The following is a 13,518-nucleotide window of genomic DNA, read 5'->3' as shown; positions in this document are numbered from 1 at the left end:
CGCCAATAGCCAATAGCCACCCAGCATGTTTGACGACGAAACGATGGATGATTTCCTGCATTTGTTGCGAGCGCTCGTTCGTGAGCCATCGGTCGTGGGGATGGAAGACGCGTTCTTTCGCGTCCTTCGCCGCGAGCTTGAAGAATTCAACGTCACTGTGTCCCGCTATCACGGGCTGTTGGTCGCCCAAGGCGATGATCCGGAAAGTTCGTTCTTGTCCGCCCACATCGATCGCCATGGACTGATGTGTACCGGCCCCAACGAATTCCAATACGCGGCCTTCATTGCGGGCAACCGCGGCGAACTCAACGGCGACTCGATTTCCGAACAGTTCATGGAACTGATCGCCGGCCGCTTTCGGGGACAACGTGTGCAAGCGCACACGCCCTATGCCGGTTCTTACCTCGGGCAGGGGACGATCACAGAAAGTTACATTTGCCCGCGTCGCAAGAACCTGATTTTTGAGTTATCCGGATTGGATTTTTTGCAACCAGGAACGCCGGTGTCGTTCTTGGATCGACTCAAAGAAAAAGATGATTTGATTTCGGCGCAGCTCGATAACGTGATTTCTGTCGCGATGCTAATCGAATTGATCCGGATGGGCTATCGCGGCACCGCGATGTTCACCGCCGGTGAAGAAGCCGGACGAAGCTGGCGTTTCGCGGCCGAGTGGTTTCAACGGCACAACTTGACGACGAATCGATTCATCGTCTTGGACACTAGCCCGTTCCCGTTAGTGGCAGACCTTTCGTTGCAAGACGTGGTTCTACGTCATCGCGATTCCAACGCCGAATTCGATAAAACTCTAACGGCGGAAGTCCAATCCACGTGTGATCTTCTCGGCGTGACCTATCGCTACAAGGACGTCTATATCGAAGAACTCAACCGCACTCGCGAAAAGCCCATGTCGATCGGACGCACCGAGTTGGGGCGATTGATCACCGCGACCGACGGAGCGATCTCAGGCACGACATTGCAATTACCGACGTGTTCCTACCACACCCAAACCGAAACCGCCCGTTTGTCTAACATCCGTGCGATGATGCGTTTGCTCTGTGAGATCACGCACACCGGTTAGGCGTTTTTCGTGGTGGTGACTTTCAGTCGCCAGTTTCCTCGACCGCTTTGGCGACTGAAAGTCGCCACCACGGGCTGCAGCCAAATCACGTCTGTCGTTCATGGTACAATCTCTCATTGATTTGTCATCATGAGCTCGATTTCTAAGAGGTGGATATTGTGTCGCGGTTGTTGATAACTGGGTGGATTTGCTTGCTGGCAATGCCGTGTTGTTTCGCGGCGGACCGTCTCAACGTGTTACTGATTTGCGTCGACGATTTGCGGCCGGAGCTCAACTGTTTTGGCAAGGACTACATCGTCTCGCCCAACATTGATGCGCTCGCGGGCCGAGGATTTCGGTTCACCCGTCACTTCGTACAGGCTCCCACCTGTGGTGCGTCGCGTTATGCGTTGCTAACCGGTCGGTACGGACCGAGCGGCAACATGGCATTGTTTCAACGTGCCGACACACTACGAAAAGATCCCGCCGATGTCCCGCCGAGCATGCCAGCTTGGTTTCGTAAGAACGGCTATACGACCGTTTCGGTCGGCAAAGTTTCGCATCACCCCGGCGGACGGGGCGGTGCCGATTGGGATCAAGACAGCCAACCCGAGATGCCTGATTCTTGGGATCGGCATTTATTGCCGGCCGGTCCTTGGCGACACCCGCGTGGTGCCATGCACGGGCTGGCCCACGGTGAGATCCGCGAAAACACCAAAGCCATGGATGTCTTTCAATCTGCCGAAGGAGAGGACAGCATCTATCCCGACGGCTTGATCACCGAAGAGGCCCAGCGGCAGATGCGGCAACTCGCCGACGACTCGTCCGATAGTCCGTTCTTTCTTGCGGTTGGATTGATCCGCCCGCATTTACCATTCGGTGCCCCGGAGAAATACATGGGGCCTTACCGCGACGTCGAATTGCCACCCATCCCGCACCCTCAAAAGCCGTCCGGGCAGACGACGTGGCACGGGTCGGGTGAGTTCATGAAATACAATCGATGGGGCAAAGATCCGAACAAGGATGAGGCGTTTGCTATCGAAGTTCGCAAGCACTACGCCGCCTGCGTTAGCTACGCCGACGCGCAGGTCGGCAAGATTTTGGAACAGCTGAATGCGCTGGGTCAACGTGAACGCACGATCGTGGCGTTGTGGGGTGACCACGGCTGGCATCTCGGCGAACACGCTATTTGGGGCAAGCATGCTTTGTTCGATGAATCGCTGCATTCACCCTTGATTATTCATTACCCGGGCATGGCACACCCTGGTGGGAAGAGCGATGCGATTGTCGAAACGATTGATCTGTTTCCGACCTTGTGTGCCCTCGCCGATTTGCCAATGCCCGGCTTTGTTGATGGGGAACCCTTGACCGAGATCATCCAGTCGCCATCGAGCGCCGACGTTTCCGGGCAGACCGCCGTCTCTTACGCCAAGGCACAAACGATTCGCAGCGATTCGCATCGTATGGTTGTTCACCCGAACGGATTCGTCGAACTATATGATCATCGGACGGAACAAGGCGAGACCCGGAACGTCGCCGAACAACAACCGGAAACGGTTACTTCCTTAACAAAGCAGTTGCGACAAAGATTGGATCGATGAGGTCGGGCACCTTGGAGGTGTCAGACCTCTCGCAATCGTTGACTTGGTGACGAAGGCGTCGTGATTACTTTCCTAGCTGGCTGGCCAATTCGGGCGCGTTGTAAATCGTTTTGATCGCTTCACGGATAGCCACGCCCGCGACGCTGACAGCGCGGCTTTGTTGGTCACTGTAAAGGTAGTCGCTTGTGAGGCTTTGGATGTTACCATCGAAGATCAATCCGACTAACTTGCCCGTTCGGTCGACCACCGGCGAGCCACTGTTGCCACCGATGATATCGGCCGTCGAGACGAAGTTGAGCTGCGTCGAAAGATCGAGTTGATCCTTCGCGTTCATCCAAGATTCGGGCAAATCAAAATCTGCCTGGCCGGCATGCAAAGCGGCATGTTCGAACGCACCGCCGAACGTGGTGGTGGGGTCGACGAATCGACCGTTCTCTTCATACCCTTGGACGGTTCCGAATGCCAAACGCAACGTGAACGTTGCATCGGGATAACCCGTCGTGCCTTCGACGGCGGTGATGATCTTGGCGATCTTGGCGTACGCTTGTTTCTCGCGTTCGTCCAATCGGTCTTCGATCTTGCGAATTTCGCGGTAGGTAGGCTCGATGGTTCGTGCCAACTGGATCATCGGATCATCACTTGCCAACACGGCGCTATATCCGCCGTCGATCAAGCGTTTGCGAAATTCGACGACGTCCATGTCCGTCTTGTCGACCAGTTCGGCGGCGACTTCTCGCGGGGAACGGCCGGCTAAAATTTCACTGACGAGCGGGTGGTCGGCACCGCGACGTTCGGCCAACAACGCGATCTCATCGGTTAACTTGGTCAACTGCAAATCGTCGTACAACGGCGCGGGGCTGAGCAACCGGGCGAGCAACGAGTCCCGCCCCGATTCGGTGTACTCGGGTAAACGTTGCAGATTCGGTTTTTGGTCTTCTTGGGTCATCAGCAGGATGGCCAATGAAAGTTCAAACAGATCACTGCGGAGCTTTACCGAGTCGCCCAAAAGGGCTGCCTTCTCTTTTTGAATTTGAGCGATCTCGTTGAATGCGGACGCGTAGGGTGCCAGTTCGGGCGACCGAGCAACGGCCGCCTTCAAACGATCTTGACGGCCGCGTTTGGCGGCGATCGTTTGAGGATCTTGCAAGCCGGCGAGCATACCCGTGTAAGCTTTTCGTGCGTTTTGAATTCCGAATAATTCGTCTCGACCACGACGTGCCGCCTCGTTGCCTTCGAGGCGATACTGTTGATACAAGATTTCTTTGCGTCGCAAGTAATCCAGCACGAACGGCAACCGCACGTCTCGTAAGTACTCCAACGCCTCGACGGTGAAGATTCGCTGCGTTCGACCCGGGTGACCGCTAACGAATACCAAGTCGCCGGCGGTGGCTGGCGTCTCGCTCCACTTTAAGAAGTTCGGCAGCGTCGCCGGTTGATCGTTCTCATAAACCCGCATGAGTGTCGCGTCGAGGTTGTATCGCGGGTATTCAAAGTTATCGGCATCGCCTCCAAAAAATGCGGACGCGGTCTCCGGTGCCCACACCAGTCGCACGTCGGTGTACTTTTTGTAACGATAAAGGTGATATCGGGCACCGCCGAACAACGTCACCACGTCGGAGCGCAGGCCGGTCGCGTCAGTGGATTCTTTTTCAATGCGGGTGATGGCGGCTTGTCGTTGTTTGCCCGCCGATTCCGGGTCGGTCACGGTCACCGCCACTTGAACACGCTCAGTGACATCTTCGATCGAAATCAAAACATTCAGTTCCAAATCCGGTGCCTTGAGTTCTTCATCGAACGAGCGGGCGAGGAAGCCGTCATCGATCAGGTTCCGTTCCGGCGTGCTGAGTTTCTGCAGCGTATCGCTGGCCACGTGATGGTTCGTTAGCACCAAGCCGTTGGAAGAAACGAACGAGCCGGAACCTCCTGAGTTGAATCGTACCGAAGCGAGTCGCAACTCATCGGCCCAGGACTGCGTTGGCGTGAATTGATAGCGTTGTTGCAGTAACGCGGTGGGCAGTTCGTTAAACAGATACATGCCTTCATCGGCATGGGTGAACGTCGGCAATGGATGAACCCAGCAGGTGAGGAAAGCGGTCAAGACACAGATTGAGACACGGCGGAGTCGTGGAAAGCTCGGCATGTTGAGGCCCGGGTTGAGGGGAGATCGAAAGTCTTGGCGACTTTGGCTACGGTAGTTGGGTTGAGTTATTGTTGGTGCATTCTTTGCGCCATGACGGTACCGACAATAGTAAGCATCGCGTGAACAATAAGTGCTGGATTCTTAACGTGGCGTCGACTTTCAGTCGACGTTTCAGGGTTTGGCGACTGAAAGTCGCCACCACTTAATGTTCCCGCGATGCTAACCCGCAGCGTGAGCGAGGGATTCATGGTCATCCCTTGCTCACGCTGCGGGTTACTATTGAATCCGAATTTAACTCATTTGGACTTTTGACGGGCGCTTCCACCACTACTTCGCCCGCCACGCCTGCACGGCTTGCTCGCGGATCTGCGTCGACGTCACGCCGGCCGACGTGGCCAAACGTTTCGCTTCGTCGTCTTCGATCGCAAACCGCTGCGAACCATCAGGTAGCGTGACGACTTTCCCACGGGCGACACCGTGTGGGGTGGTGACCTCGACGTGGCGACGGATCAATTTAACGCGGTCGAGCGAATGGTGTCGGATGCCGATCGTCGATGTGTGAGTGAACAATAGATTTTGCAACGTCGAGGTTTGCGAATCGTTGCACAACACCGACACGACCGATGCCAAACGCCCTTTCTTCATCACACACGGCGTTTGCCAAACGTCGAGCGCACCGGCATTGATTAAACGTTCGGCGACTTCGGCGAGTTGTTCGGCGGTCGCATCGTCGATGTTCGTTTCCAACAAAACGACGCGATCGGATTCGATCCGTTGGTGCGATGATCCGTGACCACCATCGGTCGACAGCAGTTCACCCATTACGACCCGCAACACGTTCGCTTGTCCTGGCAGATCCCTCGAACCGGCACCATAGCCGACGCGGTGTGGGATCATCGCCGGGGCGGGGCCGAACGATCGGGCGAGCGTTTTGATGATCGCAGCACCGGTCGGTGTGGTCAGTTCCGATTCGATCGAGCAATCGGCGACCGGAACACCGATTAGAATCTCGGCCGTCGCGGGGGCGGGGACGGCGACGCGCCCGTGGTCGATCGTGATCGAGCCTGTTCCGGTGGGAATCCAAGACGACGTGACGCTGTCGACGCCGAGCGAATCGATCGCGATGGCCACCCCGACGATGTCGGCGATCGAGTCCAAAGCGCCGACTTCATGAAAATGCACTTTTTTCAAATCGCACCCATGCACTTTCGCTTCCGCCTCGCCGATGCACAAGAAAATCGCTTTGGCGAGCCGTTTAGCCGTGTCGGTGATCGCGTCGGCGGCGTCGATCATCGCGTCGATATGATGCAAATGCCGGTGGGCTTTTTGTTCGGGATGCTTGACCACGATGAACTTCGACCGGAACCCGCATTTCTTGACGTCATCGACGACCAACTTCAAATCGGGGACATTAAGCGAATCCAAGCCCGATTGAATGAAATCCGCGTCGACCCCGAGATCAATCAGAGCCGCCAGGGTCATGTCGCCGCTAATGCCGCTGAGGCATTCAAAGTGAAGATGAGTTTTCATGGCCGATAGTACAGCAAACCGGAGCGTCCAGACCAAGGGCGGGATCGATTCGGAAAAACCGGATCGCGAATCGATTCACGTTCGAATCGCCCGGTTGACCGCGCCGGTACTGTTCGCCCTGTCGGTTATTTTTTTGGTTTGCCAAGCCGTTTTGATCGTTTTGTGGGTCGATGTCCCTTCGCTTCGCGAAAAAACGATGGAAGTCGCCGACACAGTCGCTCAAGAATCCGAGTTGAGCGATCGGCCTTTGACAGCCGTCACGGCCAGTGGTGGCGAAGTCCTCGTGATGGGGCCGAGCACGTCCGGAGAACGAACACTCGAACGGTTCGCCTTGGCGACGATGTTCGTGATCTGGCCGATCGTGATTGCCGAAACCGCATACCACTGGATCATCCGGCCCAAAACTTGGGCGATGCGTTGGTTTCATTTCTTCGGCGTACTTTTTTGCCTGTCTCCGTCGCTGCGCATGTGTGCTCGGAGTGTTGAGATGAACGGGCGATTGTGGTTGCCTGGAATGTCGTGGCGGCGGCCGGACCGGCGATTGCGACGACGTTTGGAGCAACATTTCAGCATCCCGATGATCGGGATCGCGTTGTTGATCCTACCGGTATTGTTGGTCGAGTTCTTGCTGAAGGACCAAGTCGCCAAATATGCGTCGCTGCGATTGGCGCTTCACGTCGGCACCGGCGTGATCTGGTTCGCGTTCGCCGCCGAGTTCATCCTGATGGCTTCGATCGCCGAAAAGAAGCTCGATTACCTTCGCAAGAACTGGGTCGATTTGGCGATCATCGCCTTGCCTTTTTTCTCGTTCCTGCGTTCGATGCAAGCGGTTCGCGGCTCGCGTTTGGCAAAACTAGCCAAGATCCCACAATTAACCAAGCTGGCTCGCGCCTATCGCCTGCGGGGCACGGTGCTCAAAGCATTTCGGGCACTCGTTTTGCTGGACGTGTCGGCACGGTTGATTCACACCACCCCCGAAAAACGTTTGGCTCGATTGCGAGTGGAGTTGACCGCGACGCAGCGTGAAGCAAGGCTGATTCGATTGATGATCGCCCGTTTGGAGCGCGAAATTGCCGAAACGGTCGAAAGCGGGGAGGTTGGTCACGAAAACGAACCTGAATGATCAACGCATCGGGTTGGCCGTTTTGGCTTTAGCGGGCTATTGATTTGATCGTAACCCGACACTGATTTAATCGTAACCCGATGCGTGAGCGAGGGATTGAACGCTATTAACTCTCTTTATAGTTATCCCTCGCTGACGCATCGGGTTTCAATAAGGACTAAATCAACATGCCAAGGACTAAATCAACATGCCAAGGACTAAATCAACATGCCTGCGTGCGAGCGATTTCATCGAGCCTGCCATTTTTTTGAAACCAAATTGCCCTGTCACGGGTAAGTCCTATATTGCCCGCCTGTTCCACCACCTGTCCACTCAACGAAGGAAGTTTCCTGTGAGACGTTTGCTTACCCATATTACCCCTTTGCGCCGCTTTACGATGTTCACGCTCGCGGCGACCTTGACGCTGACATCCCTCGGCGGTGCCGTCGGCCATGCCCAAGAGAAATTAGCGCCGGTTCCGAGCGATTCGCAACCTGCGGATCAAACGACCGAGCCGGTCGTGATCGTGACTTTGGGCAGCCTCAACCAACTGACCCAAGACATCAACTACATCACCGACGCCTTCGGCGTTCCTCAGTTCGGGGGCACGTTCGAGATCATGTCGGGAATGTTCGCCCGCGGCATCGACCGTGACTTGCCCGTCGGCGTCCTTGTGCCGTTGGTCGATGGGGCTCCCGAGCCGATCGCGATGCTGCCGACCAGCGACGTCAAGCAGGTTCTCAAACAACTCGAAGCCCAAACCGGCCCCGTCGATGAACTCGATGATGGCACGTTGGTGATCAACGTCGGTGCCAACGTCGTCTTCATCCGCCAAGTCGGCAATTGGGCGATCGTGGCTCGCAATCGCAACGTCCTCGACCAAGCTCCGGCCGATCCGACGGCGATCATCTCGGCGATGGGAACCGATTACGATCTGGCAATCCGTTTGGACTTGCAACAGATTCCCGCTCAAGTTCGTGACGCCCTGATCGGACAGCTTCGCCAAGGTTTCAACCAAGCGATGCAACAACAAGGTGGTCCCGATGCCGATCAAGCTCGCCAGATGGCCGAGCAGTCGATGGATCAACTCGAACAGGTCGTCAGCCAAACTGACGATCTGATGATCGGATTGAACATCGACGGGTCCAATCGTGAAATCGTGCTGGACGCTTCGTTCACGGCCGTCCCCGGCACCGAACTGGCGACGGTCTACCAAGGCCAAAAGCCGATCCCATCGTCTTATTCGATGGTCATCCGCGATGACGCGGCCGGTTATTTGCACGCGGCCAGCTCGATCAGTCCCGAAACGCTCAAGCAAGCCAAGGCGGGAATCGAAAACGCACTCAAGATGGCAGGTTCCGCTCTTGGACAAATCGACGAACTGAGCGAAGCGGACGTCGAAGACGCGACCGACATGATCAAACGGATCACCGATCTAACGCTCAAGTCCTACGAGGACGGCAAGGTGGACATGGGAGCCGTTTTATTGACCGATGCGAACGTCATGCAATTCGCCTTGGGAACCTACGTCGCCGACGGTGCCGAAGCGGCCTCGATCGTCAAGGACATTGCCAACAAGCTCGAAGGTCGCGGCGACGCACCACGTTTTGAATTCGATCGCGATACTTACAAGGGCGTCGTGTTGCACTTGATCGAAGCCGACATTCCCGCCGATGCCGATGAACTACGTAAGGTCTTTGGCGAGACCGTGCGAGTGCACCTCGGTACCGGTGAAAAATCGTTATACGCGGCTCTCGGCGACGCCAGTGTTCCGCTGATGATGGAAATGATCGACTCGGCCGCAGGTGATAACCAGCCGACGGCGAAACATTTGGCTCAGTTCGAGTTGAACATGATGCCGATCCTGCAGTTCGCTCAATCGATCGAGTCCAATGACGCGATCTTGACGATGATCGATTCGTTATCACGGGCCAGCGACGCAGGCACCCTGCGAGTGCTCAGCTCCGCGATCGATAACGGCCAAAGCACTCGTATCGTGATTCGCGACGGCATGTTGCGAGCGATCGGTGCAGCCTATCGCCAAGCCCAACAAAAGAAGATGCAAGAAGGTAACTTCTAAGCCGTCTTCCGAACCGGACGTCGGGACGGGGTGAGGGGGCCGAACATGCTGTTAACTTGCTTTGTTTTCAGCAGCAGATGCCGCTCTCCCCCAGCCCGCTCCGAAGAGACTGTTGATTTAATCAAGAACACCGATTGAAGATCAGCCGTTTGGGCGTTAGCGGGTTGTCGGTTTAATCGTAACCCGAAGCGTCAGCGAGGGATCATCGATATTGACTCATCCCTCGCTGACGCTTCGGGTTACGAAAAACCAATGCCACAGGCAAAATCGCAACTTCAAAACGCGTGAGCGAGGGATCATTGATATTGACTCATCCCTCGCTGACGCTTCGGTTTACGATTAAATCAACACGCCGCTAACCCCAAAACGGCTAATTAATTTAGCAGTCTCCCGAAGCGTGGCGAGGGGAGCCAGGATATCGGAGATTAAAACCTCCGCTATCGTGAATCGCCGCAACACCAACGTTTTGACAGTTCAGGATCGAGGCGCATGACGCAATTCGGTTCGAACGGGCCACGCTCAATCTTTGGCAAAATCCCATGATCGCAAGATGTCGGATCGGGCGTTCTCGACGCGGATGCTTTGCACCTCGATCGTCCCCGTTTCTCGAGTCGGGTCGAGTCGCAAGGCGTTGATCGTTTCGACGGGAACCTTTAACGCGTACTCATGCCACTGTCCGTCGTGATCGACTTCGAATTGAATCGACTGCTCGGCGGAAAAGGGTTGATTGTAGAACACTTGCCCATATCCGGATGAGTCCGACTTCATTTTCAATCGTATGGTGAACGGTCCGCCTGTGAACGTTCCGGGGTGATGAGCGATGATGTAGGGATCATTGCCGGTGCTGCGGATCACCAAAGCTTTATCGGCTTGCTGCACTTTGTTCGTGCCTCCCGCTTGCCATCCCGCGACAGGTTTTCCCAATTTCCGAGGTTTTGGGGCGGCCGATTCGTTGCGGATCTTGCCCACACCGATTTGCTCGGGGCGATACTTGGTCGGATCAAACTGAGGGTTGGGAACGGGGATCACCGCGTTGGTTTCGGCGATGTGTTGGTCGATGAGCGTGTCGAGTTGCTTGACTTTCTCGGGCATTTGTTCGGCGAGATTGTTCGTCTCGCCGATGTCTTCGGCCAAGTTGAAGAGCAAGTAGTCGTGCTGTCCGTTCTCGCCTTGGTAAAACTGGCGAATCAACTTGTAGTCACCCTGATGAACCGACATCGACGGCGGCAGCCAGTCCGGGACCGGCGGCGAGTGAGGAAAGAACGTGAAGATCGCTTCGCGGTCGAGCTTACCGCCTTGAAGCGCGGCCGTTATGTCGGTTCCGTCGACGGGGTGATCATCGGGAATCGCGATGCCGAGTTGATTCAAAAGGGTCGGATAGAAGTCCGATGTCTGGATGATTTCGTCGCTTCGAGTTCCGGCGGTTGTCAGACCCGGCCAAACCACCACACAGGGAACACGAATGCCGCCTTCGAACATACTCGCCTTGCCGCCACGCAGCGGCGAGTTGCTCGTCGGTGTCGTGCCATCGACTTCGTTGTACATGTTGCCGCCATTGTCACTCGTCAAGATGATCACGGTTTGATCGGCGATTCCTGCGTTATCGATCGCGTCGAGCAGCGTGCCGATCGCATCGTCAAACGAATGAACCATCGCCGCGTACGTGGGGCTGCGTTGCGGATCATTGGGGTCGACGAGTCCGCGATACCGTTCGATCAAGCTTGCCTTGGCATCAAAAGGGGCATGAACGGAGAACTGCCAATAGTTCATGAAGAACGGTTCGTCGGCGACGCTTTTCATCCACGAGGTGGCTTCCTCGGCCATGCGGTCTTCGAGGTGTTCGCCGGGATAGTTGGCGTTGAAATTGGCGAACTTCCATGGGGCTACAAAACTTCCCGCCGGCCCTGGGCCGGGATGATGCGGCACGTCCACGTCGAATCCCTGTTGAATCGGGCTGTACGGTTCGGGTCCCAAGTGCCACTTGCCGAAATGTCCCGTTTTGTAACCGGCTGTGTGGATCAACTTGCCGAGCGTGGGCAGTTGCGTGTCGAGCCGAGTGACCGACTGCGTCTCGATTGCCTTGTTACCAGCCGGTGCGCCTGGGCCGACGCTCGCCTTGAGTCTTACTTCGCCGGTGTGGTGTTGCGGCGCCGTCGATCCATGGCGGGCGGGCGTTTGCCCGGTCAGGATGCTCGCCCGCGTCGGCGAACACAACGGGCTGTTCGCATACGCACGGTTGAACGTAACGCCCCGGGCGGCGAGTCGTTCCAAGTTGGGCGTGCGATAGAACTTGGTTGTGCCGTAGAGCGTCGTGTCGCTCCAACCCAAATCGTCCGCGAGGATGAACACCACGTTGAGCGGACCGCTTGATCGGGACGAAGACTTGGCCTCTGCGGCCGAACTGATCCCGCCAAGGTTCAAGAGGAACAGCGTGAAAACGACAGCGAAGTTTCGAGCGGGCATGAAGAACGATCCGGGGACAATGAGGTTCAACGGCAGTCCGAGCTACAACAAAGCTCTCGCTTGATCGCACAACGATTTGGCCTGATCGGCTGATTCGGCTTCGGCGATCAAGCGAATGATCGGCTCGGTGTTGCTGCCGCGGACGAGCAACCAGGCGTCGTCCCATTGTAGTCGTAACCCGTCCCCTGATTCGGCGGTCGCGTCGGCAAAATGCGACTTCATTTTTTCAAATAACGCTGGCAAACGGTCTGCCGAAACGCTGGCCTTGTCCTTGTGAATGTGCTGAACGGGTAATTCATCGGCCAGTTCGCTGAGTTTCAGTCCGGTTCGCGTCATCAAGTCCAGCACTTGAGCCATGCCGACAAAGCTGTCGCGGACATAACCGACGAGCGGGTCGATCGGACCGCCGTTGCCTTCGCCACCGTAGGCAGCCGACTTGGCGATCATCATATCGGCCACGTTGGCTTCCCCGACGGCGCTTCGGAATGTTTCCACGCCGTGCGACTTGGCCACCAAAGCACTCATCGAACTGGTCGCGCCGTTGATCACGATCGGTCCGTCGGTGCGTCCGACCTCCATCGCTCGTCGGACGCACAACGCCAGTGTGGCTTCCTCGCCGATGTACCGTCCCGTTTCATCGATCAATGCCAATCGATCCGCGTCAGGGTCTTGGCAAAACCCCACGGCGCACCCACTGGTACCGAGCATCGAGGCGACGCCCGTGAGGTTTTCGGCGGTCGGTTCGGGGACATGCGCGAACCGCCCGGTCGGCTCCGCCCCCATCGCGGTGACCTGGCACCCGAGGGCCTCGAGCAAACGAACGCCCAACAGGCCGCCGGCTCCGTGATTGCTGTCGAGCAATACTTTGTATTTTTGTTTTTTAATCGCATCGACGTCCACCGTCTGCAAAACTTTGGCCAAGTGGGCGGCGTGCGGATCGGCCGGTCGTTCGATTTGTCCGATCGAATCGAAGTCGCACCAAGCGGTATTTCCGCCCAAAAATCCGTCCCGAATTTTGCCACCCGAGACCGCGTCGAGCACCCGACCATCGCCACCGAATAGCTTGATCCCGTTGTAAGGTGGTGGGTTGTGGCTGGCGGAGATCTGGACCCCGCCGGCGGCCCTCAGTTCGCGCACCAAGACTCCAATCGTGGGTGTGGCGGCGACGTCCGCGTCGATGCAATCACGACCGCAAGCATTGAGTCCGGCGATGATCGCGTTTCGCAGCATCGGGCCGGTCGTCCGTCCGTCGCGGCCGACGACCATTTTTCCCGGCGGCATGGACGCGGCAAAACTGGCCACGAACCGGACCGCGACGTCCGGCGTCAACGTCTCGCCGACAATGCCTCGCAGACCACTGACGCTGATAATCAATTCGCTCATCAAAATACCTGTGGGAACGCACACCAACCCGAATCGGCTGTCATTTATCGGGAAAACGGACAGGTTCAACCATCTCGTTGCATTTGACAAGCCGACTACGTTTACTGCGATGCGATACGCTCGGGGTGGTCTACGCTTGGCTTGGCAAATATGGGATACTCT

The 13,518-nt window shown here is 56.6% G+C and carries 8 protein-coding genes; 4 read left to right on the top strand and 4 right to left on the bottom strand.

The features are described from left to right. Positions 1 to 25: 25 nt before the first annotated feature. Together Pla100_RS17975 and Pla100_RS17970 are read left to right on the top strand one after the other, a co-directional pair. Positions 26 to 1,078, top strand: a complete 1,053-nt coding sequence (locus Pla100_RS17975; protein WP_231603176.1) for a peptidase M42 — start codon at positions 26 to 28, stop codon at positions 1,076 to 1,078. A gap of 200 nt (positions 1,079 to 1,278) precedes the next feature. Further along, positions 1,279 to 2,658: a sulfatase gene (locus Pla100_RS17970; RefSeq protein ID WP_146579065.1), complete on the top strand. Its 1,380-nt coding sequence runs from the start codon at positions 1,279 to 1,281 to the stop codon at positions 2,656 to 2,658. A 64-nt stretch (positions 2,659 to 2,722) separates the two neighbouring features. On the opposite strand, the gene Pla100_RS17965 is transcribed toward Pla100_RS17970, so the two are convergent. Together Pla100_RS17965 and larC are read right to left on the bottom strand one after the other, a co-directional pair. Then, positions 2,723 to 4,693 carry a S46 family peptidase gene (locus Pla100_RS17965; RefSeq protein ID WP_231603180.1) on the bottom strand — a complete coding sequence of 657 codons (1,971 nt, stop codon included), beginning with the start codon at positions 4,691 to 4,693 and terminating at the stop codon, positions 2,723 to 2,725. Between the two features lie 432 nt (positions 4,694 to 5,125). Beyond that, entirely contained in the window at positions 5,126 to 6,328 is a 1,203-nt protein-coding gene (larC, locus tag Pla100_RS17960; RefSeq protein ID WP_146579063.1) for a nickel pincer cofactor biosynthesis protein LarC, read from the bottom strand. Between larC and Pla100_RS17955 the strand changes: the two genes are divergently transcribed. Together Pla100_RS17955 and Pla100_RS17950 are read left to right on the top strand one after the other, a co-directional pair. After that, positions 6,327 to 7,451, top strand: coding sequence for a potassium channel protein (locus Pla100_RS17955; RefSeq protein WP_231603175.1), 1,125 nt, complete (start codon positions 6,327 to 6,329; stop codon positions 7,449 to 7,451). The genes larC and Pla100_RS17955 overlap by 2 nt on opposite strands. A gap of 331 nt (positions 7,452 to 7,782) precedes the next feature. After that, positions 7,783 to 9,510 carry a hypothetical protein gene (locus Pla100_RS17950; RefSeq protein WP_231603174.1) on the top strand — a complete coding sequence of 576 codons (1,728 nt, stop codon included), beginning with the start codon at positions 7,783 to 7,785 and terminating at the stop codon, positions 9,508 to 9,510. Between the two features lie 519 nt (positions 9,511 to 10,029). On the opposite strand, the gene Pla100_RS17945 is transcribed toward Pla100_RS17950, so the two are convergent. Next, positions 10,030 to 11,973 carry a sulfatase gene (locus tag Pla100_RS17945; RefSeq protein ID WP_146579062.1) on the bottom strand — a complete coding sequence of 648 codons (1,944 nt, stop codon included), beginning with the start codon at positions 11,971 to 11,973 and terminating at the stop codon, positions 10,030 to 10,032. A 42-nt stretch (positions 11,974 to 12,015) separates the two neighbouring features. After that, a complete protein-coding gene (glmM, locus tag Pla100_RS17940; protein ID WP_146579061.1) occupies positions 12,016 to 13,356 on the bottom strand; it encodes a phosphoglucosamine mutase in 1,341 nt (446 codons plus the stop codon). Positions 13,357 to 13,518 lie beyond the last annotated feature (162 nt).

Origin of the sequence: Neorhodopirellula pilleata (genome assembly GCF_007859915.1) — a bacterium.
Classification (GTDB): domain Bacteria; phylum Planctomycetota; class Planctomycetia; order Pirellulales; family Pirellulaceae; genus Rhodopirellula; species Rhodopirellula pilleata.
This window is presented reverse-complemented; position numbering and strand designations above follow the sequence as displayed.